Source organism: Janthinobacterium sp. ROICE36, from assembly GCF_002869965.1.
In the GTDB taxonomy this organism is placed as follows: domain Bacteria; phylum Pseudomonadota; class Gammaproteobacteria; order Burkholderiales; family Burkholderiaceae_D; genus Janthinobacterium.
In genome coordinates this window covers 43,057-64,408 of sequence record NZ_PEBS01000011.1, presented here as the reverse complement: position 1 = coordinate 64,408, position 21,352 = coordinate 43,057, and the positions used below count along the sequence as shown (strand labels likewise).

Annotated in this window: 20 protein-coding genes; 2 read left to right on the top strand and 18 right to left on the bottom strand. The window is 64.7% G+C overall.

Annotated features, from left to right (window positions below):
- Positions 1-8: 8 nt before the first annotated feature.
- The 16 genes from CSZ94_RS06840 to ybaK form a co-directional block, all read right to left on the bottom strand.
- Positions 9-1,115, bottom strand: a complete 1,107-nt coding sequence (locus tag CSZ94_RS06840; protein ID WP_258000813.1) for a fatty acid desaturase family protein — start codon at positions 1,113-1,115, stop codon at positions 9-11.
- Positions 1,112-2,227 carry a sterol desaturase family protein gene (locus CSZ94_RS06835; protein WP_102120823.1) on the bottom strand — a complete coding sequence of 372 codons (1,116 nt, stop codon included), beginning with the start codon at positions 2,225-2,227 and terminating at the stop codon, positions 1,112-1,114. Before CSZ94_RS06835 ends, CSZ94_RS06840 begins: the two co-directional genes overlap by 4 nt.
- Complete coding sequence (locus CSZ94_RS06830) at positions 2,224-2,847, bottom strand: phosphatase PAP2 family protein (RefSeq protein ID WP_102120822.1); 624 nt, start codon at positions 2,845-2,847, stop codon at positions 2,224-2,226. Before CSZ94_RS06830 ends, CSZ94_RS06835 begins: the two co-directional genes overlap by 4 nt.
- Positions 2,844-4,163 (bottom strand): F390 synthetase-related protein, encoded by a 1,320-nt coding sequence (locus tag CSZ94_RS06825; protein ID WP_102120821.1) that lies wholly within the window; start codon positions 4,161-4,163, stop codon positions 2,844-2,846. The genes CSZ94_RS06830 and CSZ94_RS06825 overlap by 4 nt, the downstream gene beginning before the upstream one ends.
- Entirely contained in the window at positions 4,160-4,990 is an 831-nt protein-coding gene (locus CSZ94_RS06820) for an MBL fold metallo-hydrolase (protein WP_102120820.1), read from the bottom strand. The genes CSZ94_RS06825 and CSZ94_RS06820 overlap by 4 nt, the downstream gene beginning before the upstream one ends.
- Positions 4,983-6,020: an NAD-dependent epimerase/dehydratase family protein gene (locus CSZ94_RS06815; RefSeq protein ID WP_102120819.1), complete on the bottom strand. Its 1,038-nt coding sequence runs from the start codon at positions 6,018-6,020 to the stop codon at positions 4,983-4,985. Before CSZ94_RS06815 ends, CSZ94_RS06820 begins: the two co-directional genes overlap by 8 nt.
- 10 nt (positions 6,021-6,030) lie before the next feature.
- Positions 6,031-7,011, bottom strand: coding sequence for a 3-oxoacyl-[acyl-carrier-protein] synthase III C-terminal domain-containing protein (locus tag CSZ94_RS06810; RefSeq protein ID WP_102120818.1), 981 nt, complete (start codon positions 7,009-7,011; stop codon positions 6,031-6,033).
- A gap of 38 nt (positions 7,012-7,049) precedes the next feature.
- On the bottom strand, positions 7,050-7,958 hold the full coding sequence (locus tag CSZ94_RS06805) for an ion transporter (protein WP_102120817.1): 909 nt from the start codon (positions 7,956-7,958) through the stop codon (positions 7,050-7,052).
- A 69-nt stretch (positions 7,959-8,027) separates the two neighbouring features.
- The gene (locus tag CSZ94_RS06800; RefSeq protein ID WP_102120816.1) at positions 8,028-9,779 is read right to left on the bottom strand and encodes a cation:proton antiporter domain-containing protein; all 1,752 of its coding nucleotides are present in this window, start codon (positions 9,777-9,779) and stop codon (positions 8,028-8,030) included.
- A 110-nt stretch (positions 9,780-9,889) separates the two neighbouring features.
- Entirely contained in the window at positions 9,890-11,122 is a 1,233-nt protein-coding gene (locus CSZ94_RS06795) for a metal-dependent hydrolase (protein WP_102120815.1), read from the bottom strand.
- Positions 11,123-11,175: 53 nt separating this feature from the next.
- Positions 11,176-12,837, bottom strand: a complete 1,662-nt coding sequence (locus CSZ94_RS06790; RefSeq protein WP_102120814.1) for a GDYXXLXY domain-containing protein — start codon at positions 12,835-12,837, stop codon at positions 11,176-11,178.
- Positions 12,834-13,796, bottom strand: a complete 963-nt coding sequence (locus CSZ94_RS06785) for a DUF2157 domain-containing protein (RefSeq protein ID WP_102120813.1) — start codon at positions 13,794-13,796, stop codon at positions 12,834-12,836. The genes CSZ94_RS06790 and CSZ94_RS06785 overlap by 4 nt, the downstream gene beginning before the upstream one ends.
- A 39-nt stretch (positions 13,797-13,835) precedes the next feature.
- On the bottom strand, positions 13,836-14,126 hold the full coding sequence (locus CSZ94_RS06780; protein ID WP_102120812.1) for a DUF427 domain-containing protein: 291 nt from the start codon (positions 14,124-14,126) through the stop codon (positions 13,836-13,838).
- Between the two features lie 70 nt (positions 14,127-14,196).
- Entirely contained in the window at positions 14,197-14,859 is a 663-nt protein-coding gene (locus CSZ94_RS06775) for a DsbA family oxidoreductase (RefSeq protein WP_102120811.1), read from the bottom strand.
- A 90-nt stretch (positions 14,860-14,949) separates the two neighbouring features.
- Positions 14,950-15,594 (bottom strand): glycerol-3-phosphate 1-O-acyltransferase PlsY, encoded by a 645-nt coding sequence (gene plsY, locus CSZ94_RS06770; RefSeq protein WP_243136053.1) that lies wholly within the window; start codon positions 15,592-15,594, stop codon positions 14,950-14,952.
- A gap of 97 nt (positions 15,595-15,691) precedes the next feature.
- Complete coding sequence (ybaK, locus tag CSZ94_RS06765) at positions 15,692-16,183, bottom strand: Cys-tRNA(Pro) deacylase (RefSeq protein ID WP_102120810.1); 492 nt, start codon at positions 16,181-16,183, stop codon at positions 15,692-15,694.
- A gap of 37 nt (positions 16,184-16,220) precedes the next feature.
- Between ybaK and CSZ94_RS06760 the strand changes: the two genes are divergently transcribed.
- Positions 16,221-17,195, top strand: coding sequence for an endonuclease/exonuclease/phosphatase family protein (locus CSZ94_RS06760; RefSeq protein WP_102120809.1), 975 nt, complete (start codon positions 16,221-16,223; stop codon positions 17,193-17,195).
- 8 nt (positions 17,196-17,203) lie between these two features.
- Here CSZ94_RS06760 and CSZ94_RS06755 read toward each other — a convergent pair whose 3' ends face one another.
- A complete protein-coding gene (locus CSZ94_RS06755) occupies positions 17,204-18,634 on the bottom strand; it encodes a putative bifunctional diguanylate cyclase/phosphodiesterase (RefSeq protein WP_102120808.1) in 1,431 nt (476 codons plus the stop codon).
- A complete protein-coding gene (locus CSZ94_RS06750) occupies positions 18,571-19,725 on the bottom strand; it encodes a PAS domain-containing protein (RefSeq protein ID WP_180977384.1) in 1,155 nt (384 codons plus the stop codon). The genes CSZ94_RS06755 and CSZ94_RS06750 overlap by 64 nt, the downstream gene beginning before the upstream one ends.
- A gap of 394 nt (positions 19,726-20,119) precedes the next feature.
- On the opposite strand from CSZ94_RS06750, the gene CSZ94_RS06745 reads away from it, so the two are divergent.
- On the top strand, positions 20,120-21,352 hold the full coding sequence (locus tag CSZ94_RS06745) for an efflux RND transporter periplasmic adaptor subunit (protein WP_102120806.1): 1,233 nt from the start codon (positions 20,120-20,122) through the stop codon (positions 21,350-21,352).

Genomic DNA, 21,352 nt, shown 5'->3' with positions numbered 1-21,352 from the left:
ACGATTCGTCAGGTGTGCGCAGGTGGCTGGCCCATGGCGCGCAGGAACTGCTGCTGCGAGGCGTGCAGCTGGCCATAACCGAGTTCCCGGTACACGAGGCCGTGACGAGGCGCCAGCTCGGCCAGGATGCGCGCCAGCGCCGGGTAGTGGCGGTGATTCCAGGTGGGGAACAAATGGTGCGTCAGGTGCAGATTCAAGCCGCCCAGCCAGTAACCGAGCCAGCGCAGGCGGCGCGGTTTCGGCGTCCAGTCGCAGGCCGTGTAAAACGTGTGCTGGTACCAGTCGTGCGGCAGGGTGCCATCGGACCCCGGCTGGAAAAATTCCACTTCGGCCCAGTGCGTGCCGAGGATCAGCGCCACCAGCGCGCACGAGGCGATCATCTGGCCCACGAAATACGCGCCCAGCACCACGCCCCAGGCCATGCCGTGCTGCTGCAGCACCCACATGGGCAACGCCAGCACCAGCGCCACGTGACCCAGCTTCCAGCCCAGGAAAGACAGCCAGCCGCGCCAGCCCTGCAAACGGCTGTGCGCCGCCACGGGCGTCTTGCCGAAGCGATCGAGCCAGTCGCCATACCAGTTCAGGTAAGGCAGCGACAGGGCCGCCACCATGGGCCAGTACAGGTATTGATAGCGGTACTGCGGCGACCAGCGTTGGAACGGCGTCTGGCGCAAAAACGGATTCGGTTCCGTGTCGAGGTCATAGCCTTCCACGTTGGCATACGTGTGATGGAAGTGCACGTGGCGGATGGTCCAGAAATCCGTGTCCACGCCCACGGGCAAGCCCACCAGCCGGATCAGGATGCGGTTCAGGCGTCCCTGGCGGAAGATGGCGCTGTGGGCCGCGTCGTGCAAGGTATTCATGGCCAGCGCCATGGCCGCGACCAGGCAAGCGACATAGCTGACGACAAACGGCCAGGTGCTGTCAGCGTCCAAGGCCAGCGCATACAGCACCATCGTCAGCACGGCCAGGAAAACGGCCTTCGCGTGCATGCGCCAGTCGCCAAAGCGGTGTTTTCCTTCGTCCGCCAGGTAGGCGTCGGCGCGCGCACGCAATTCGCGGCGGAAGGCGGAATCGCGCGCGGGCTGGAAGCGCAGCGGAGGCAGCTGGCTCACGCGCGCGTCCCGGTCGCCGCCGGCCACCACAGGCGGCGCGCGCCATCGAGGCCATGGACCAGCAGCGCGGCCAGGAATGCCATGCCCCACACATCGCGCGCGCCATACCAGCCCAGATACAGGACCGGCATGGCCACGGCGATGGCGACCCAGGCGATGGCGCCCCAGCGGCGCGCATCCGACAGGCCGCCCAGCGCCAGCGTGCCAGCGAAGATCAGCGCGAACAGGATCGCCTGCTGCGCGCCCGCCAGCGCCGCTTCATGGTTGACGTAATAGATCACCAGGCCAAACAGGATCACGCCACCAGTGCCGATGAACAGCTCGGGCACGTGAAAAGTGCCGCGCGACTGCCAGTGCGGGAAGCGCGCGCGCAGCCATTTGAACAGTTTGCCGTTGCTGGCCAGAAGCGGGTTATGCGTTTGTGTCATGCCCTTCACGCCATAGCGCATTTCCACGCCTTCGAGTTCGGGCTGGAAGCTGCCAAACAGCCGGTCCCAGATCAACAGCGTACCGCCGAAATTGCGGTTGATGTAGCGCTTGTCCGTGCCATGGTGCACGCGGTGGTGCGAGGGCGTGACCATGAATCGATCGAGGATGCCGGACTTGTTCACCAGCGCATTGTGGTTATAGAACTGCACCGTGTAATGCAGGGACGAGACGACGAGGAAGATTTCCAGCGGCACGCCCAGCACGGCCAGGATGGCGATGAAGGGGAAATTCGTCAGCGACGAATACCAGGAATTGCGCACGCCCAGCGACAGGTTGAAATGCTCGCCCTGGTGGTGCACCACGTGCACCGCCCACAGCAAAGGCAATTTGTGGTGCAGGCGGTGCATCCAGTAAAAGCACAGGTCCCAGGCAAAAAAAGCGAACACCCATTGCGCCACCACGGGCCACTGGTCGACGATGTGCAGGTTCACATGGCGCAGCAGCAGGGCGAAGGCCGCCACTTCCACGCCGCGAAACACCCACATCAGGATGTGGCCGGAATTGAGATTGAATATGACGTCCTTCCAAGGCACGGAGGTCTTGCGCACCCATTTCAGTATCAGCAGTTCGGCCAGCACAAAGGCCAGCATGACAAGAAAAGACAGGGCAAAGGGATTCATCATGATGCGGTTTCAGTGGAAATGGCACGGCGGGTAGCCCAGAATACCTGCATTTTCGCCAATATGCCACCCGCCACGCCCACGCCCAGACCGGCGGCCAGGTCGATGCTGACGTGGCGACGCAGCGCGATGATGGCATAGCAGATGCTGACCCCCAGCAGCACGGCCAGCGCGGAGCGCAGCAGGTGGCGTTTGTCGCACAGGGCCCACACGCACAGCAATGTCAGGGCGCCATGCAGCGAAGGCAGGCAGTTTTGTGCGGAGTCAAACGACTGCAGCATGCGCAGCGCCTGCGTACTCCAGGCGCTGCCCTCGCCCACAGGCGGATACGCGAGGGTGGTCGGGTACAGCAGAAAGACCACGCCGCAAGCCAGCGCGGAGAGCGCCATGGCGCGCGCCAGCCAGCGCACGCGTGCCGCATCGGCCGCCAGGTAGGCGTACGGGATCAGGATAAAGAAGGACAGATACAGCCAGATGGCGGCATCCGTATAGGGAATGGCGCGGTCGATGGCCGTTTCGGGCAGCAGCACGCCCTGCCCTTGCAGCACATCGCTGGAAAAATACACGAGGCCGACGCTGCCCCAGCCGGCCAGCAGGTGCAGCAGGCGGCAAGGAAAAGTCATGGAAGAAGGGTACATGCTGTTGCAAGGCGCCGGATGCGGCGCCGTTTCATGGTGGGGTCAAAGGGAGGCAGTTCGCCGCTCGTCGTCCAGGCCAGGCCATCGACGGCCACGCCCAGCCCGCGCAGCACCGCCGCCAGGTGCGCGCGCAAGGCGGCGAGGCCGGCATCGTCGAGCGCTGCATGCAGCTGCAAGGCAGCTACGCCAGACTGCACCAGGCGGTAATCTGCATCTGGCGGCAAGGCTTGCGCGAACGCGCGCGTCAATACGTCGGCAAACACGGCGACGGGTTCGCCGCCGTTCGCCGATGGCAAGGATGGCAAGAACAGCATGTCATCGCAGCGCCCTTCGATGCCATCGATGGCGCGCGTGGCGCGGCCGCACGGGCATGGCGTGGCGCGCGCGATCAAAATATCGTCCAGGCGGTAGCGCACGATGGGCTGCGTGATGCGCGTAAAGTCCGTAATCACGGGCACAAAACGACGTTCTTCAGCATCGAGCCATTGCGGCTCGACGTGCACGTATTCCTCGTTCAGGTGCAGCACACCGTGTTCGCAGGTGCTGGCCAGGAATCCCTCGGTGGCCTGGTAGATTTCATGCACGGCGCCAAACGCCTGCACGATCAGGGCGCGGTCCTGCGCTTCCAGCACTTCGGCCACCGAGATGACTTTTTTCGGCGCCAGCGCCAGGCTGCCATCGATGACGCGCAAGGCCAGCTGGCGCAGCACCTGCGCGGGCGCGACGATGACGGAAGGTTGATATTGCGCCAGCTGCGCGCACAGGCTGTCGAACGGTGCGAACAGATCGTAGAAGGCAAAAGTCAGCCACGGCGAGCGCACGGCCGTGTACAGATTGCTGTTCGCGCGCAGGAACAGCGCCACCCGTTCGCCGGAAAACAGGCCGTCGGGCAGCGCCTTGGCCAGCATCACGCCCGCCCATTGGGCTTTTTCACGAGGGCTGACGGTAAACACGGCGCGCCGCGACGAGGTGCCCGACGACAGGCCCACCGTGATGTCGCCCACGGCGGGGCTAAAATCGCGGCTATGTTCGGCCGCCATGGCCGCCTCCATCGCTTGCGCCAGGGTGATGCCCTGCGTGTTCATGGCATCGAAGTGTTCCAGCATCAGCGCCTTGTTCATCAATGGCCACTGCGCCAGCGGCAGCTTGCGATACGGCGCAAAGTAGCGGCTGCGCGCGCACAGGGTATCGATGAAACGCGCCAGCTGGCTGTGCTGGTAGGCGCCGAGCTGCGCGCGATCCGCAAAACGCAGGCGGCGCGTGCGCCAGTACGACAGCAAGAGCCAGAAAATACGCTTCACGGGCGGCCCGCCACAGGCAAATAATCGAGCGTATCTTCATGCGTGATGCGGATCTGCGCATTGCCCGACTGGTGCAACTGGTGCAAGCGGTTCAGGGTGGCGTAATACGGCGCGCGCTTGTGCTGGATGAGGAACGACAGTTCCGATGGCCCGCGCAGCTGCTGAAAACTTTCCGGCACCCAGGCCGCATCCGACGCCAGCAGGGTCCAGCCGCCGTCCTGCAGCACGAAGGCGCCCAGATGGCCGATGGCGTGGCCGGGCAGGTCGACGATGTAAATCTCGCCCGTGCCGCTGACGTCGCGCCCGTGCGTAAACGGCAGCAAGGCCGCCGGCAAGGCCGTTTCGGGCACGCTTTCCACAAAAGCCAGGCGATCCGACATATCGTTTGGCAGCAGCTCGGGCACGAAGGCCTGGCGCACGGCGGCCACGCCGGACATGCCGCGCACGGCGTCCCAGCCCGTTTTTGAGGCCATCAGCCGCGCGCCGGGAAAGTCGCGCAGGCCGGCGATATGGTCGGCGTGGAAGTGCGACAGCAGCAAGGTATGGATGTCGCCGGGCGCTACGCCATGCGCGCGCAACTGGCCCAGCAGGGATTCATTCTCGTCGAAGGAAATCGGCGTCACCCACGCATACATGCGGTACACGCCTTTCGACGTGGCGGCGCGGAAGTGCTCGGCATAACCGGTATCCCACAGGTACAGGCCCGCGCGCGTCGCTATCAGGTAGGCGCGCGAGGGGAAGCAGCGGCTGGCCAGCCCGCTGCCTTTCAAGACCATGCAGGACGGATGCGTGCAGTGGCCGACGCGAAACGCGGTGATGCTAGCCATTGCGCTCCTTGCCCACCTTGTGCGCCGCCGCTTCCTGGCGCATCCACTGCGCCGTCAGGGCGATGCCTTCCTGCAGGCTGACGATGGGACGGTAACCGAGCACCTTGCGCGCCTTGGCATTATCGAGCGTCATGTCGAAACTGAGCGCGCCGATGCTGTAGGGCGTGAGCGCCGGCTCGCGCCCCGTAAAACGCGAAGCGAACTGCATCAGGCGCGCGGCCAGCGCCAGCACGCGGTAGGGCACGCTGACGATCTGGAACGGCTGCTGCAGATGCTCGCAGAACAGGCTGCGCAAAATGTCGCACAGGTGCGCCGGCTCGCCATTCGTGATGTTGAAGGCGGCGCCGGAAGCGATGGTCTTGTGCACGGTGGCCAGCCACATCGCGTGCACGACATTGTCGACATAGGTGACATCGATGGTGACCGCCCCACCCCTGGGCAGCGGCAGCTTGCCGCCGCGCTCCTGCAGCACGCGCGCCAGGCGCGGGATCAGCACCTGGTCGTGCGGGCCGAAGATGGCGCGCGGGCGCAGGATCACGCAGCTCATGCCGCGATGGCGGTCCACCGACTCTTGCACCAGCTTTTCCGCCATCGCCTTGCTGCGCGCATACGCGTTGACGAAGGCATCGGGGCGAAAGGTTTCCGGCACCTCATAGCGATTGTGATAGTCGAAATACATGGCCGGGGTGGAAATGTGCACGAAGCGCGCCACGTGCAGGCTGGCGGCCGCGCGCAGCAGCTGGCCCGTGGCCGTGACGTTGGCGGCGATGAAGTCGCGCTCGGCGCCCCACGGCGAGGATAGCGCGGCGCAGTGCCAGACGGTATCCATGCCGCGTACCAGCTCATCGACCTGACGCGGCGACGCTTGCGCCAGATCAAGCGCGACGAATTGCGCGCCCATGCGCTCCAGTTCGCGGCCGACGGCGGCGTTGCGGCCCGTGGCGCGCACTTCCACGCCCTGCGCCAGCAGGGTGCGCACGGCATTGCGCCCCAAGCCGCCCGTCGCTCCCGTGACCAGTATCCGCCTCATCACACCACCTTCACAGATCAAGAATCATGCCGCCGATGGTCAGGCCTGCGGCCGTGCCCATCATCAGCAAACGCTGTCCGGCCACGGCCCGCCCCGTCATCACCGCCTCGTGCAGGGCCGTGGGCAAGGACGCGGCTACCTGGTTGCCATGCGTTTCAAAGATCTTGATGATTTTAGCATCGGGGACGTCGAGGATGCGCGCCGCATGCGCGAGGCCCAGCGGGCTGGCCTGGTGCGGCACGACCACATCGACTTTCTCCAGTCCCGCGCCCGACTCTGCCATTAATTCCGTGAGGAAATCCGGCATCACCTTGACGGCCAGGCGGAACACGGCCTTGCCATCCATGCGGAACAGATAGTCGCCCGGTTCGCAGCCGTTGCGCGGGTTGCGCTCGGTGCCGCCGCCGCGAATTTCGCAGTAGCGCCGCCCTTCCGGATACGTGCCCATCTTGTAGGCGCGGATGCCGGCGCTGCCATCGCCGCGCTCGACGATGACGGCGGCGGCACCGTCGCCAAAGATCATCGACGCTTCCGGCTCGCTCCAGTCCACCCCGCGCGAAGCGAGGTCGGACGAGACGATGGCGATGCGGCGGTAGGCGCCGCCCGCCAGCATGGACGCGGCTACGCGGAAAGCGGCCATGAAACTGAGGCAGCTAGCGTTGACGTCGAAGCCTTGCGTGCCTGGTGGCAAGCCGGCGTGTTCGGCAACGAAGCAGGCCGTGTTCGGCAAAGCTTGCTCGGGCACGCCGCAGGCGCAGATCAGCAAGTCGATGTCGGATGGACGCAGGCTGGCATTCTTCAGCGCGTCGAGCAGGGCGGCGGCGCCCAGCTGGCTTTGCGACTCATGGGGCGCGGCGACAAAGCGCGACAGCACGCCGCTCTTGCGCAGGGTGTAGCCGGCCGGATGGCCCAATTTCAGGTCCAGGCTTGCGGAAGTGACGCTATGCGACGGCACGGCTTTGCCCGTCGCGATCAGGCGAACTGGAATCATGTTGGCCTTAACAAAGTAAAGTAAATACGGTCTATGAGCTAATCGCGTGCCAGCGGCGGCAATGCAACACCGCAGTTCTTGCAGAAATTAGCATCGTCATCGAGCCCTTCTTTCAGGCACGTGGGACAGGTACGCGTGGTCACCTGCTTGGAACTGCGCTGTACCGTCATTTCGGCACTGATAATGCCGGTAGGCACTGCCAGGATGCCCCAGCCGAGCAACATCATCAGGGAAGCGATGGTGCGCCCGATGTCGGTGCGCGGCGTGATATCGCCGAAACCCACCGTGGTCATGGTGCTGATGGCCCAGTATATCGACGTGGGGATGCTGCTGTAACCGTGATCCGGCCCTTCCACGACATACATCACAGTACCCAACAGAAAGACCACCATCATGACAAAAGACAAGAAAATGAGGATCTTGCGCCGGCTGGCCAGCAGAGCCCGCCCCAGCACCGTGTATTCATGCACATAGGATGTGAGTTTGAGGACACGGAACATGCGCAGCAGGCGCAAAATGCGCACGTCGATCAGTACGTGCGCGCCCGGCAGCAGCAAGCCGATGTAGGTCGGCACGATGGCCAGCAAGTCGATCACGCCAAAAAAACTCTTGGCGTAGCGCACCGGATGCTGCAGGCACGCCAGACGGGCGAAATATTCGATGGTAAATAAAATGGTGAAAAACCATTCGAGCGCCGTCAGCCAAGTGCCATAGCGCTCGGCCACGGAAGCGACACTGCTGAGCACGACCACCGTCACGCTGATCAGGATGGCGGCGATCAGCAGCAAATCGAAGGCGCGGCCCGTGCGCGTCTCCGCCTCGAAGATGACGCTGTACACCTGCTCGCGCCAGCCCCGCTCGGGCTTGCCAAATTTTTGCTGCGTTTCCTGCGCCGCCAACTGCTGCGGCGTCAAGGGTGACGCTGCGCTCTTCGTCGCGGCTTTCATGTGGGTAGTGTGCTCATATACTATTATTGTACGGATAATTTACAAAACACGGCGACACGCACGCTTGCACTACGACAATTTTTTCGCCAGCAGCACGGCATTACGCCGGTCGCGCTCGACTTGCACGATGTCCGTCGTGCGCGCTTCCGACAAGCCCACCGTGTGCAGCACGGTGGCTGTCAGTTGCAGCGCCGACTCCAGCGCCTCGGGCACGACCAGGGTAGCGCCCGCCTGTATCAAGGCCACCGCATGCGCCTCGTCGCGGGCGCGCGCATACACGGGCAGCTGCGGATATTCACGGCGGATCGATTTCACGGCGTGCAGCACGGACGCCGCATGGTCCATGGTCAGCACCACGGCGGCAGCCCGGTCCGCATTCACCTTTTGCAACAATTCCGCGCGCGACGCATCGCCGAAATACACGGGGAAACCGCGCGGATGCAGGGTCGTCACTAGGCGCGCATCATTTTCAATCGCCACATACGCGATATCCTGTTCCGTCAGCACCTTCCCCAGCAACTGTCCCACCCGGCCGAAACCGGCGATGATGACGGTGCTGCCCTGCGGCGGCAGCGCGCCGTGCGCCAGGTCGGCCAGCTGATGGTGGTGGCGCTGTTCCCACCAGTTGCCGAAAGCGCGCGCCGCCTTGGCCAGCGCCGGCGTGGCAAACAGGCTCAGGCCCACCACCAGCATGACGAATTGCGCCACCTGCGGGCCGATCAACTTCGTGCCCAGCGCATACGCGACGACGATGAAGGCAAACTCGCCGCCCTGCCCCAGCAGCACGCCCGTTTCCACGGCGCGCCCCCAGTGAAAGCCGCCGAGGCGGAAAATCACGCTGATGACCAGGGTTTTCAGCGCAAACAGGCTCAGCACGGCCAGCGGAATCAAAACCGGCGACTTGAGGATTTCGCGCACGTCGATCTGCATGCCCACCGACATGAAGAACAGCCCCATCAGCAAACCCTTGAAGGGCTCGATCGTCACTTCCACTTCATGGCGGAATTCTGTTTCCGCCAGCAGCAAGCCGGCCAGCAAGGCGCCCAGCGCCATCGACAGACCCGCCAGGTAGGTCAGGCCCGCGATGCCCAGGGTGCTGAGCAGGGTCAATGCCATGAACACGTCCGGCTGGCGTTTTTTGACGAAAAACTGGAACAGCGGACGGATCACGCGGCGCCCTAGCAGATAGATCAGCAGGATGGCGCCCGCCGATTTCACGGCCGCAAAGCTGAGCAGGTACGCCAGGTCGTCGCTGCGCCCGCTGGCGAACACGTCGATCAGGATGAACAGCGGCACCACCATCAAATCCTGGAACATCAAAATGGAAAAGCCCGCCTGGCCGGCAGGCGTCTGCAAGGAGCGCTGATCGGTGAGCAGTTGCATCACCACGGCCGTGGACGACAGCGACAGCACCAGGCCCAGCACGATGGACGCTTCCAGCGACAGGCCGAAGTAATACGCCACGCCGCCGATCAGGCAGGCGCTGACTGCCACCTGCCCCACGCCCGCGCCAAACACCCAGCGCCGCAGCGCCCACAGCCGTTCCGTCGACAATTCCAGGCCGATCATGAACATCAAAAACATCACGCCCAGCTCGGCCAGGCCGCTGACCTGCTCGGCGCGCACGAACGAGAAATACGTCAGCCATGTGAATTCACCGGCCCACAGGCCGAAGCCGAACGGCCCGAACAGGGCGCCCACGGCCAGGAAGCCGAGCACCTGGTTGACCTTCAGGCGTTGTAATAGCGGAATAAAAATCCCGGCCAGGGCGAGAAACAGCAGGGTTTCTCGCAAATAAGGTAAGGCGTGCTGCTCTTCCAAGATAATCCTAACGCAATGACATTCATGCTGAATTGCTAGTGTCGCATGCTGGGCCACGGCGAAGCAGGCCCACATGCAATATTTTTTCCTAAGAGCAATACATCCCTTCTCTATTTCGGCAGCGCCAGCATGTTGGCGCGGGGGCGATTCCAGCCCGGCACATAGGCGGGGCATGGCCGGCTACGGAACTGCTGCAGTTCCACGGTCGTAAAATTGGGCAACATGCCGGGATTGAAACGCACGTCCGTCAACTTGTCCGCATTCAACCTGGGCATGCGGGCAAAGCGGAACCAGGCGTCGACAAAGCAATTGTTTTCCTGCAAGGCGCGCAAGGCGGCCAGGCTGCCTGCCGCCTGCGCGGACACGGCAATACCGGGCGCCAGTTGCTGTCCTTGCTTGCCCGTCTCGGCCAGCCCGGCCGGGCAAGCGGCGGGCGCCAGCGATTCGGGCAGCAGGCTCAGGGTGCCGCGCCGCAAGGTGTAGGCGTCCGTCTTGCCGTCGAGCGAGACATAGATCCAGCACAGGGGATGGCTGGGAAACGCCGTCATCGCCACATCCCACACGCGGGTGCCGGGGTCGAGCCGCTGCACGGCCGCCTCGATGCGCGTACGGCCGATGGCCGAGGCCACGCCCTGCGTGCCGATAAAAGTGGCAGCCAGCGCGAAAGCCAGCAGCAGCGCTCCCCGTCCCCGCTCGCCGGCCCGTGCTTGCAACACGGCCAGCACCAGGCCCAGCCCCAGCAGGACAGCCAGCGAGGCGGGCGCCAAGTAGGATGTATAGGTAAAGAAACACAGGGCCGCCGCCAGCGCGGCCAGCAGCACGCTTTTGACGATGCCGTAGCGCAAGGACATGATCACGGGCACGCCCAGCAGCACCCAGAACATGGGTTCGACAATGAAAACCATGTCGCCATACAGCCAGCGGCTGTCAAACGGATAAAACGGGTGCAAGCCATAGGAATTGAGGAAATCCATACCCATGTGCAAGCAGAATCCCAGCAGCAAGCAGGCCGCCAGGCCCAGCCGGGCGGGCACGCTGTCCTTCAGCAGGCGGCGCGCGCCGGGCCACAGCAGCCATAGCAGGGCCAGCAACAGCAGCGCCTGCGGCAAGGCCAGCAGCAAGGTATGCGTGTGGCCGCGGTGGTGCAACATGTAGCCGAACGGGCGCGGCAGCAACCGGGTAAGCACCAGGTCCAGGTCGGGCGCGTTGCTGGCAAACCAGGCCGTAAACAGAAACAGCGCGCGCCGGGTGCGCTGGGCGGGGGCTTGCGGCTCGGGCGGCAAGCAGCGGTGTAGCAGTTCACCGACCCCGAGGCCGATGACCGAATGCGTAATATTATCCATCGGGCAATTTTACAGGATGGACGCCCTGGCGCGCTTTTGCACGACTACTTGCGCTACAGCTTCTCCAGTTCCGGGCCGCGCATGCCCACCAGCAAGGCGCGGCCATCGGGCAGCACGCGGAACTCGCCATAGCGGGCTTTTTCCCAGCGCGCCGCTTCGCCTTCCTTGAAGAACCAGGCATCGCTGACCAGCACCCAGTTCCCATCCTTCGGCGTCAGTTCGAGCAGGAATTCCCCGGGCGCCAGCGCCTCTTTGGTGTACGGGCGCAGCAGCTCGGCGACCCCGCGCGCATCGCGCCTGGCCACCACCAGGGGCCGGCCGGGCGCCCTGTCCACACTGGCCAGGGTGCTGAGGACGCCGAGGCCCTGAAAATTGAGGCGCATGTAGTCGCCCTGCATCAGCGAACGGGGATCGACAGGCGCCAGCTCGACGAACACAGGCTCGCCCTTGGCAATCAGCTGCTCTTTTTGCCAGATGCCGCCATTGGCGACCAGCAACACCAGCAGCAATCCTCCCAGCACGCCCAGGCGCGCGGCGCGGCTTTCCGCCGGCGCGGCCGCCGGCTGGCTTTCCACCAGATGCAGCACCGCGCCACGCGTGGCCAGCCACGATAGCGCGCACAGCAGGGCGCCGGCCACGGCCAGCAACGCCGCCTTGCTGGCCAACGGCCAGGCCAGCTGGTAATAAAAGCTGCCGACGATCCACGCCGCCGCCAGCGCGGCCGCCACGGCCACGCGTGTGCGCGCGCTTGTCAAACAATACGCGAGGATCAGCAGCACGGGCCCCAGCGCCGGCATGAACCAGGCCAGCACGACCAGCACCAGCGCCACGCCGATGGCGGGCAACTGGCGCAATGCCGGCCAGCGCCATCCCGTCCAGGCGGCGGCGGCCACGGCCAGCACCAGCGAGACCGCATTCAACGCCTGCGCATACCAGGCAGCGCCTTGCTGCCGCGTCACTTCGCGCGTCACTTCGCCGACAAAGCCACCGCCCACGCTGGCGCCCAGCATGAAGGTCATGCCGGACCAGAAGACCAGACCCAGCAAGATGGCCAGGACCCAGCCCGTCGACAGCGATTCCAGGAAGGCGGCGACGGGCGCGCCGCGGCCATCGTTGAAGGCCTGCTTCTGCAGCCAGTGCGCGCCCAGCCAGCATGCCAGGGCCAGCATCCAGGCCAGATACAGTTGCGTTGGGTCGTTCTCGAAAAGCCAGTCGCGTCCGCTATCGACGATGCCCAGAGCCAGCAAGCCACAGGCGAGCAACCCCAGCAGCACGCGCAGCCAATCGCGCGGCAGGGCAGCGGCCACGATCAGGCACGCCAGGCACAGCAACAGCGAGGCCGTCTGCGCGGCATAGTCGCGGAACAGGGCATAGCCGAGCAAGCCGCCGCCCACCAGCAGGCAGGGCACGGCCAGTTGCTCGACAAACAAGGCCACGCCGCGCATGCGGATCAGTAGCACGGACGCCACCAGCACGATGCCCGCCACGACGTAGGCACCTGGACCGTGGCGCACCACGCTTTCCAGGCCAACGCCCAGCGCAATCATCAGGGGAATGGTGGCCAGCCAGGCGCCGAAGGCCGTCATCAGCACCAACGGCCACGGCCGGATATCCTGCGCCGGCCGGGCAGCGCCGGGCGGCAGCAAGCCGGCGCGCGTGGCGTCGTCGATCAGGGTGGCGAGCGCATCGGCTCGCTGACTGTTGCTATTGCTCATGCTGCCTCCTGGCGCGTGCGCCACAGTATGCCTTGCACGGTCAGCGCCAGCAGCACGGCGGCAAACAAGCCCAGCATCACCAGCCTGCCGACACCATCGCCATTGCCGCCATTGAGCAGCACGCGCGCCAGGCCGCCCACCAGCAAGGTGTTCAGGCCCAGCGCGACGGCGCTCAGGCCGAATACGTCAAAGAACTGGCGCGTGGCCAGCAGGACGCCGGCGATGGCCAGCAAGCCCAGTCCCGCCCAGTACGGTGACTCGATATTGCTGCCGAACAAGGCGCTGACGGCCGTGCCCGTGATGAGGACGGTGGCGAGCACCAAGCCCAGGCGCAAGGCCCAGCTGCCGGCGCCCGTCCAGCGCGCCAGCAGGGGCGAGACAAACGCACAGGCCAGCAACACGGCCAGCCAGCCGCTGACGAAAATGCTCAGATCGCTTGAATCGATGCGCCAGCTGTGGTGCGCATGCGCCTGCATCCACAGGGCGGCGGCCGTCGAAAAAATCAGCATCCACGGCGTCCACAGCACATCGCTGCGCGCCACCAGGCACAGGGGCAAGGCCAGCGCGGCCCACAAGGCGAACAGCTGCCACGGATCGGCGCCTGTCTGGTAAGTCTGGCCGAAATACGCGAACAGGCCGCCGATGCCCAGCAAGGCCAGCAGCAGCAAGGGCACGCGCGCCTTGGGCACGACGAACGCGCCCACGCAGGCGGCGGCAAACACGCCTTGCAAGAGGGCAAAACGGCCCATGCGGCCCAGCTCTTCCCAGTTGGCGGCGACCCAGCAGATCAGGCCCATTCCCAGCAACGCGGCACCCAGCACGGCCACGCCGCGCGGCAGCCAGTAGGCCAGGCGCGCGGGTTCGCGCTGGAAGCCGGCCACTTCCTGCAATTGCCGGGTTTGTTGAGCATCGAGCGCATGGGCCGAGGCGAGTTGGTACACGGCGAGGCGTAAATCCATCGTCTGCTTTCTGTTGATTTTTATTGAGGATGAAAAGCGTCAGCGCTCGACGCTCACGCCGCGCCAGAAGGCGACGTAGCCGGCAATTTGTTTGGCAGCATCCTTGGGCTGGGGGTAATACCAGGCCGCGTTGGCATTTGTCTGGCCATCGACAACGAGGTCGTAATAGCTGGCCGTGCCCTTCCATGGGCAGATGGTCGTGTGGCTGCTGGGACGCAGGTAGTCCTGCATCACCGCAGCTAAAGGAAAATACACATTGTTTTCAACGATTTGCACCTGATCGTCGGCCGCTTGCGCGATGACGACACCATTCCAGCTGGCTGTTGGCATTTGACTATCCTCCTTCTGCGCCGAGTGTAGCGCAAAAAGTCTGCCATGGCGCGCGCCATTGGCGCCCCGTTCAGCCGCCGCTGATGATCTGGCGCAAGGCTTGCTCAAACACCTCGGGCGGCTGGCCGCCGGAAATCAGGTGGCGCTCGTTGATGATGACGGCGGGCACCGAGTTGATGCCGTTTTGCTGGTAGAACTGCTCTTGCGCGCGCACCTCGTCGGCGTAGGCATCGGAGGCCAGCACCTCGGCCGCTTGCACGGTATCGAGCCCCACCTTGCCGGCCACGGCCAGCAACACTTCGTGCGAGGACGGATTCTGGCCCTGCGTGAAATAGGCGTCGAACAGGGCCATCTTGAGTGCCTTCTGGCGCCCTTCAATCTCGGCCCAGTGCAGCAAACGGTGCGCATCGAAGGTATTGTAGATGCGGCCGCGCTTGTCCATGGCAAAGGTAAAGCCCAGCTGTTCGCCGCGCGCGCGGATCGCTTCGCGCGATTGCGCCATCTGTTCCGGAGTGGAGCCGTATTTGCGGGCGATGTGTTCGCCGACATCCTCGCCTTCAGGCGGCATATTGGCGTTCAGCTCGAAGGGCTGGAAGTGGATCTCGGCCTGGACGGTGTCTTGCAGCTTGTCCAGCGCCTGCTCCAGTGATTTCAGGCCGACCACGCACCAGGGACAGGAAACGTCGGAAACGAAGTCGATACGGATGGGAGTGGGAGTGCTGGAAACAGTCATGGTGGGCAGCCTTTGCGCGAGTCGGTGGCGGCCGCACCGCGCGGCGCCGCAAGCACAGCATATGCGTGCGGGCCGCGGGAAATCAAGCGCTTACTTTTTCTTGCCAGCGGCCTTGGCCGCGTCCTTCTTGCCGCCGATCTTGCTTTCTTTGCCAGAGAGCAAGTTCGCGATGTTCTGGCTGTGGCGGTAAGCCAGCAGCACGCTCATGACGATGACGGCCAGCAAGATGGGATCAACGCCAAACAGCAAGCCATAGTAAAACGGCGCGAACAGGGCAGCCACCAGGGCCGCCAGCGAAGAATAGCGGAAGGCGTAGGCGATGATCAGCCAGGTGGCCAGGGTCGCCAGGCCCAGCCATGGATTAATACCGAGCAACACGCCGAGGGCCGTGGCCACGCCCTTGCCGCCGACGAAGCGGAAGAACACGGGCCACAGATGGCCGAGGAAAACGGCGATGGCCACCAGCGCCACGGCCGTGTCGCCCACGCCCAGCGCGCTGGCAAAATGGTCGGCCAGGAAGACGGCCAGCCAGCCCTTGGCGCCATCGCCCAGCAGGGTCATGATGGCGGCGCCCTTGTTGCCGCTGCGCAGCACGTTGGTGGCGCCCGGATTTTTCGAGCCATAGGTGCGCGGATCGGCAATGCCGTAGACCTTGCTCATCACCACGGCAAACGATATCGAGCCGAGCAAGTAAGCGGCCACTGTCATTGCCACGGTTGTGATTACTGGATTCATTTCTTCCCTTTATTGTGTTTATTGCACCAGCATCGAGGCTGGCGCAGCAGAATATACACCAGCGCCCAGTCCAGCGACAGGGCGGCGTGCCGATTTCTTAATCTTGCAGGGCGCACTGCACCGGCTTGGCGTTCAGTAAATCGAGCAGCACCTGCGGCGCCAGCGAGACGAGAAAACCGCGCCGCCCGCCATTGATGTAGATACGCGGCAATTCCAGGATCGACGCTTCCACGTAGACGGGCATGGCCTTCCTGGTGCCGAAGGGCGAGGTGCCGCCTATCATGTAGCCGGAATGGCGCTGCGCCACCTCGGGCTTGCAGGGCTCGACGGACTTGCAGCCGATGCCACGCGCCAGGTTCTTGGTCGACACCTTGCAATCACCATGCATGAGCACGATCATCGGCCGCGCCGCCTCGTCCTGCATCACCAGGGTCTTGATCACCGCGTGTTCCGGCACCCCCAGCTCGCGCGCCGAGACGCTGGTGCCGCCGTGCTCCTCGTAGGGATATGGGTGTTCTTCAAAGGAAACTTGATGCTTGCGCAGCATCTGCGTCGCCTGGGTTTCGGAAATATGCTCTTTTTTAGCCATGCGTGATACGCTGATCGTTCAGTGAGGAGTACTAATTATGCAGGAAGAAATCCGCTTTGCCACCTTCAATGTCTGCAACCTGGCCCCGGCCGGGGTGAAATTGTATGACAACCTGGAACCGTTGAACCCGGCGCAATACGAGGCCAAGGCGGAGTGGACGGCGCGGCAAATCGACCTGCTCGGAGCCGACGTGATCGGTTTCCAGGAAATTTTCTCGCAAGCGGCCCTGCGCGACGTGCTGTCGCGCACGCGCCACTATCGCGACGCCACCCTGGCCGGCTACGATGCGATGGATGCGGCAGGACGCATGCTGCCCACGGTGGCGCTGGTGTCGCGGCTGCCGCTGGCCGGCGCCGGTGTTGCATGGACGAATTTCCCGGCCGGCGTGAGCGTGCCCGCCGACAGCCATGCCGCCGATGACAACGCCTGCCGCTTCGCCCGCGCGCCCCTGCATGTGCAGGTGCACTTGCCTGGCGGCCAACTCACCGACGTGGTGGTGGTGCACTTGAAGTCGCGCCGGCCCGACTACCGCCATGGCGACGGCAGCGACGCCGCCTACGCGCTGGCCAACCTGCGTTCGCTGCAGCGGCGCGGCGCGGAAGCGGTGGCCCTGCGCGTGCTGGCAAGCGAACTGGGCCACAGCGGCCGTCCCCGCATCGTGCTGGGCGACTTCAACGATATCGCCAATGCCGTCACCACGTCCATCGTCATGGGGGCGGGCGCGCCGTGCGAACCTGGCATGGAAATGCGCGCGCGCCTGTATGACGCCAACGCCATCCAGTTGCGCCAGGATGCCTTGCGCCACGTGGGCTACACGAATATCCACGACAGCGCCTACATGACGATCGACCACATTCTCGTGTCCGAACACTTCCACGCCGCCTCGCCGCGCGCCATCGGCGTGGTGCAGGAAGTGCGCTGCCTGAACGACCATTTGCTGCTGGGCCTGCCGCACGCATCCGACCATGGCCAGGTGCTGGCGCGCATCAAGTTGTTGGGAAACATTGATTAATGCAATAACTAATGTAACAACGTCGCCAGCGCACTGCCCTCGACTTGCGCGCTGGCATAGCGCCCCTGGTATTGCTGGCAGCCCTGCGCCCGCAGATAGGCCAGCTGCTGCGCCGTTTCCACGCCTTCGGCAATCACCGTCAATTGCAGCTCGCGCGCCATGGCGATGATGGTGGCGGCGACGGCCGTGTCAGACTCGCCGGCCGCAGCGGGCAGGAAGGATGGATCGATCTTGAGTTTATCCACCGGATAATGGCGCAGATTGGCCAGGCGCGAATAGCCGGTGCCGAAGTCGTCGATGGCCAGCCTGGCGCCCAGCGCGCGCAGCTGCGCCAGCACGCCGGCCAGACGCGCGCCGCCCTTCATCAGCAGCGCTTCCGTCACTTCCAGTTCCAGGCAGGCGGCAGGCAAACCCGACACGGCGAGCGCATCTTGCACGCTGAGCAATAAATTATTGTGCAGGCATTGCGTCGGCGACAGATTCACGGCCACGCGCCAGGCCTGGCCCGCATCTTGCCAGGCGCGCGCGCGCAAGCAGGCGTGGCGCAGCACCCAGTTGCCTATCGACACCATCAAGCCGCACTCCTCTGCCACGGCGATGAAGCGCTCGGGCGCCAGCACGCCCAGTTGCGGGTGGCGCCAGCGCAACAGGGCCTCGGCGCCGAGTATCTTCCCGCTGGCGATATCGAGCGCGGGCTGGAACTCCAGCACGAGTTCATCGCGGTCCAGCGCGGCGCGCAAGCCTTGCTCCAGGCTGGCCCGCTCGACGATTTGCGCATTCATCTCGGCATTGAAAAACTGGAAATTGTTGCGCCCTCTTTCCTTGGCGTGGTACATCGCAATGTCGGCGTTGTGCACCAGCGTGTCGATGCTGTCGCCATCGCTGGGAAAGATGGCCACGCCGATCGAGGTCGACACATGCAGTTCATATTCGCCCAGTTGATAGGGCTGTGTGACGGCATGCAGCAGGCTGGACGCCACATGGGCCACCTGGTCGATGCCGCCCACCTCGGCCAGGATGATGACGAACTCGTCGCCGCCATGCCGGCTGACGGTATCGACGCCGCGCACGCAGCGTACCAGGCGCCGCGCCACTTCCTTGAGCAACAAATCGCCCACATGGTGGCCCATGCTGTCATTGATGTGCTTGAAATGGTCGAGGTCCAGGTACAGGATGGCCAGCATGCTCAGCTTGCGCCGCGCAGCCGCCAGCGCCAGTGACAGCCGGTCCAGCAGCAGCACCCGGTTCGGCAAGTCGGTGAGGAAATCGTGCTCGGCCAGGTGGCGCGTGTGCTCCTCGTTTTTCTTGCGTTCGCTGATATCGCTGAGTATGGCCAGGTAATTGCTCAACTGCCCCTGGCTGTCGCGGATGGCCGTCAGCGACAGCCAGGCCGGATAGCGCCCCCCTCCTTGCGCGGGCCCACGATATCGCCTTGCCAATAACCGTTGGCGTCAACTTCGTCCCACACGTGGTCGAAAAACGCGGGCGCCTCCGGTACCACGCCGTGCAGGATCAAGGGCTTGCCCAGCATGTCGTCCGGGCTGTAGCCGCTGATCTCGCTGTAAGCGGGATTCATGCTGACGACGCGTTGCTGCGGATCCATCACGACGATGGCGACACTTGCATGCTCGATGACCTGCATCGACAGATACAAGGCCCGCTCGGCCAGTTTACGCGAGGAAATATCGCGGATCACGGCGTAAAACAGATAGGTATGGTCGAGCGTGACGGAAGTCAGCAGCACTTCGCTCCAGAACAGCTCGCCCGCGCATGTCTGATAGTGCCAGTCATAGCGGCAGTTGCCGTCGGCGTGGGCCTGCGCCGACAGCTGCCTGCCGCGCAACGATGACAATTCGCCATCGGGCTGGCGCAAGGGCGAAAAGTCGCTGAGGCGGCGCCCCAGCAACCGTGGCCGGTCTTCGCATTGAAACAGGGCAATAGCGGCCGGATTGGCCTCGGCGATGTACTCGTCGCGCAGCATGACGATGGCGTCGGCGGACTTGTCGTACAACTGGCGAAAATTGTCGCCCATCGGCAGCACGGTGCCCTGTGCGGCGCCATCCTGGCCGCTGGCCGTGATGTCGACATCGATGCAGACCACTTGCCGCACTCTTCCGGACTGCATGACAGGAAACACGGTGGAACAGATGCAGCGCGGCGCGGCGCCATCGGGGTCCAGCTTCCACAGGCGTGTGCTGCGCGCCTTGCCACTCTCCCACACGGTCGCCAGTTCGCCGGAGACTTGCTCGGCCAGGCTGGCGGCGTCCGGCAGCGAGGCGGCCACCCTGGCCCACGGCTGGCCCAGTGCCAGTTCCGCTGCCACGCCATACAGGCGCACCGCGCCGGTGCTCCAGTAGCGCACAATGCCGTCGCGGTCGATGCCGCGCACGGCCAGCCCAGGCGCCTGTTCGACGGCAGCCACAATGATGGACAGCAAGTCCAGTGCCTTGCCGGCCGGCCCGGCCTGTGGTTCGGCTGCGGCAAGCAGGCGCCCCGGCGACGGCGCGGCTCCGACAATCCGATCAGACATCAGGCCCCCCGTGGCGCGGCCGCACGGCAACCGGCGGGCGTATGGCCTGTCCGGTGGCGCAACCATCCCGACCATTCTTGCGCGCTGGCGAATCGGCTTCTTGAGGATGCGCAAGCATCGTGACATGCGCGGCGTCCAGGCTGGCAATTGTCTTTGGTCGCCGTTTTTTGCATTCCAGCCCCGATTTTGTGCAATCTGTCGCACGGCGATGGCGGCCGGACTTGAATCTTCCTAAAGTGGCAACATGCGCATCGCCGTGAACGGCCGCAGCGGCAGGCGTGCTGCCTGCGGCCGCCACGGTGATGCGCTACCCGAATTCCCCCCGGCCAGCGACAGGCCGGGTCCGCACCGAGACCTGGCGCCGAGCCCCTGCGCCGCTCCTGACTAAAAAACTATGAAAAACGAGACCTTGCCCTCCGCCTCTCCCCTTGCCGCCACGCGCCGCCGGCGCTGGCGCACCCCCGTGCTGATCCTCGTCGTACTGGGCCTGGCCGGCGGCGGATGGACCGTCATGCAATCGAAGCAGCAAGCCGCCAAGGCTGCCGAATTGCAAGCGAGCAAGAAGAAGGAGCAGGCCAAGACGCCCGTGCATGAACTGGCGCAGAGCGACGTGGCCGCCATCGATGCGCGCGCGCTGGCCATCAGCCTGCCCCTGTCCGGTTCGCTGGCGCCCGTGACCCAGGCCACCATCAAGGCCAAGGTCTCCGGCGTCATTGAGGACACGACCTTGCAGGAAGGCCAGCAAGTGGCCAATGGACAAATCCTCGTGCGCCTGGATGCGGCCGACTTACGCGCCCGCCTGACGCAGCAGCAAGCCATGCTGGACGAAGCGCAGGCGCGCCTGTCCATGGCGGCCAAGAATGAAGCGAACAGCCAGGCGCTGCTCAAGCAGAAATACATTTCGCAGACAGCCTACGACACGACGCAAAACTCGGTCGACCTGGCGCGTGCCAACGTCAAGTCCGCCGCCGCCATGCTCGATATCGCCCGCATCGCGCTGGCCGACACGGTGATCCGCGCGCCCATGGCCGGCATCGTCAGCAAGCGCCACCTGCAGGCTGGCGAAAAAGTCTCGCCCGACATGCCCGTCTACACCATCGTCAACCTGGCCCAGCTGACCCTGGAAGCGCCCGTGCCCAGCGCGGAGATTCCCCGTATCAAGCTGGGCCAGGACGTGCACTTCAAGGTCGACGGCTTCGGCGCGCGCGACTTTGCCGGCAAGGTCACGCGCATCAACCCCACCACCGAGAGCGACTCGCGCGCCATGCTGGTCTACATCGCCGTCGACAATGGCGATGGCGCGCTGCGCGGCGGCATGTTCGCCAAGGGCAGCATCGTTACCGAGCGCTCGCCCGTGGCGCCGCTGGTGCCGTTGACGGCCGTGCGCAATGAAAAACAGGGCCCCGTGGTGTACGCGCTGGTCAATAACAAGGTGGTCGCGCAGCCCGTCACCCTGGGCTTGCGCAACGAGGATGAAGGTTATGCGGAAGTGACGTCCGGCCTGGTGCCGGGCGCCAAAGTCATCGTCGCCAAGCTCGATGGCGTGAAACCGGGCCACGGCGTGACCTTCGCCGCGCCAGCCACCGCCCCCGCAGCACCGGCGGCCGTGCTGGCAGGGAAGGATTAA

Coding starts and splice junctions, on each gene's coding strand:
- CSZ94_RS06835 (WP_102120823.1), bottom strand. CDS start 2,227: ATGATGAATCCCTTTGCCCTGTCTTTTCTTGTCATGCTGGCCTTTGTG.
- CSZ94_RS06830 (WP_102120822.1), bottom strand. CDS start 2,847: ATGACTTTTCCTTGCCGCCTGCTGCACCTGCTGGCCGGCTGGGGCAGC.
- CSZ94_RS06820 (WP_102120820.1), bottom strand. CDS start 4,990: ATGGCTAGCATCACCGCGTTTCGCGTCGGCCACTGCACGCATCCGTCC.
- CSZ94_RS06815 (WP_102120819.1), bottom strand. CDS start 6,020: ATGAGGCGGATACTGGTCACGGGAGCGACGGGCGGCTTGGGGCGCAAT.
- CSZ94_RS06810 (WP_102120818.1), bottom strand. CDS start 7,011: ATGATTCCAGTTCGCCTGATCGCGACGGGCAAAGCCGTGCCGTCGCAT.
- CSZ94_RS06805 (WP_102120817.1), bottom strand. CDS start 7,958: ATGAAAGCCGCGACGAAGAGCGCAGCGTCACCCTTGACGCCGCAGCAG.
- CSZ94_RS06795 (WP_102120815.1), bottom strand. CDS start 11,122: ATGGATAATATTACGCATTCGGTCATCGGCCTCGGGGTCGGTGAACTG.
- CSZ94_RS06790 (WP_102120814.1), bottom strand. CDS start 12,837: ATGAGCAATAGCAACAGTCAGCGAGCCGATGCGCTCGCCACCCTGATC.
- CSZ94_RS06785 (WP_102120813.1), bottom strand. CDS start 13,796: ATGGATTTACGCCTCGCCGTGTACCAACTCGCCTCGGCCCATGCGCTC.
- CSZ94_RS06780 (WP_102120812.1), bottom strand. CDS start 14,126: ATGCCAACAGCCAGCTGGAATGGTGTCGTCATCGCGCAAGCGGCCGAC.
- CSZ94_RS06775 (WP_102120811.1), bottom strand. CDS start 14,859: ATGACTGTTTCCAGCACTCCCACTCCCATCCGTATCGACTTCGTTTCC.
- plsY (WP_243136053.1), bottom strand. CDS start 15,594: ATGAATCCAGTAATCACAACCGTGGCAATGACAGTGGCCGCTTACTTG.
- ybaK (WP_102120810.1), bottom strand. CDS start 16,183: ATGGCTAAAAAAGAGCATATTTCCGAAACCCAGGCGACGCAGATGCTG.
- CSZ94_RS06760 (WP_102120809.1), top strand. CDS start 16,221: ATGCAGGAAGAAATCCGCTTTGCCACCTTCAATGTCTGCAACCTGGCC.
- CSZ94_RS06750 (WP_180977384.1), bottom strand. CDS start 19,725: ATGTCTGATCGGATTGTCGGAGCCGCGCCGTCGCCGGGGCGCCTGCTT.
- CSZ94_RS06745 (WP_102120806.1), top strand. CDS start 20,120: ATGAAAAACGAGACCTTGCCCTCCGCCTCTCCCCTTGCCGCCACGCGC.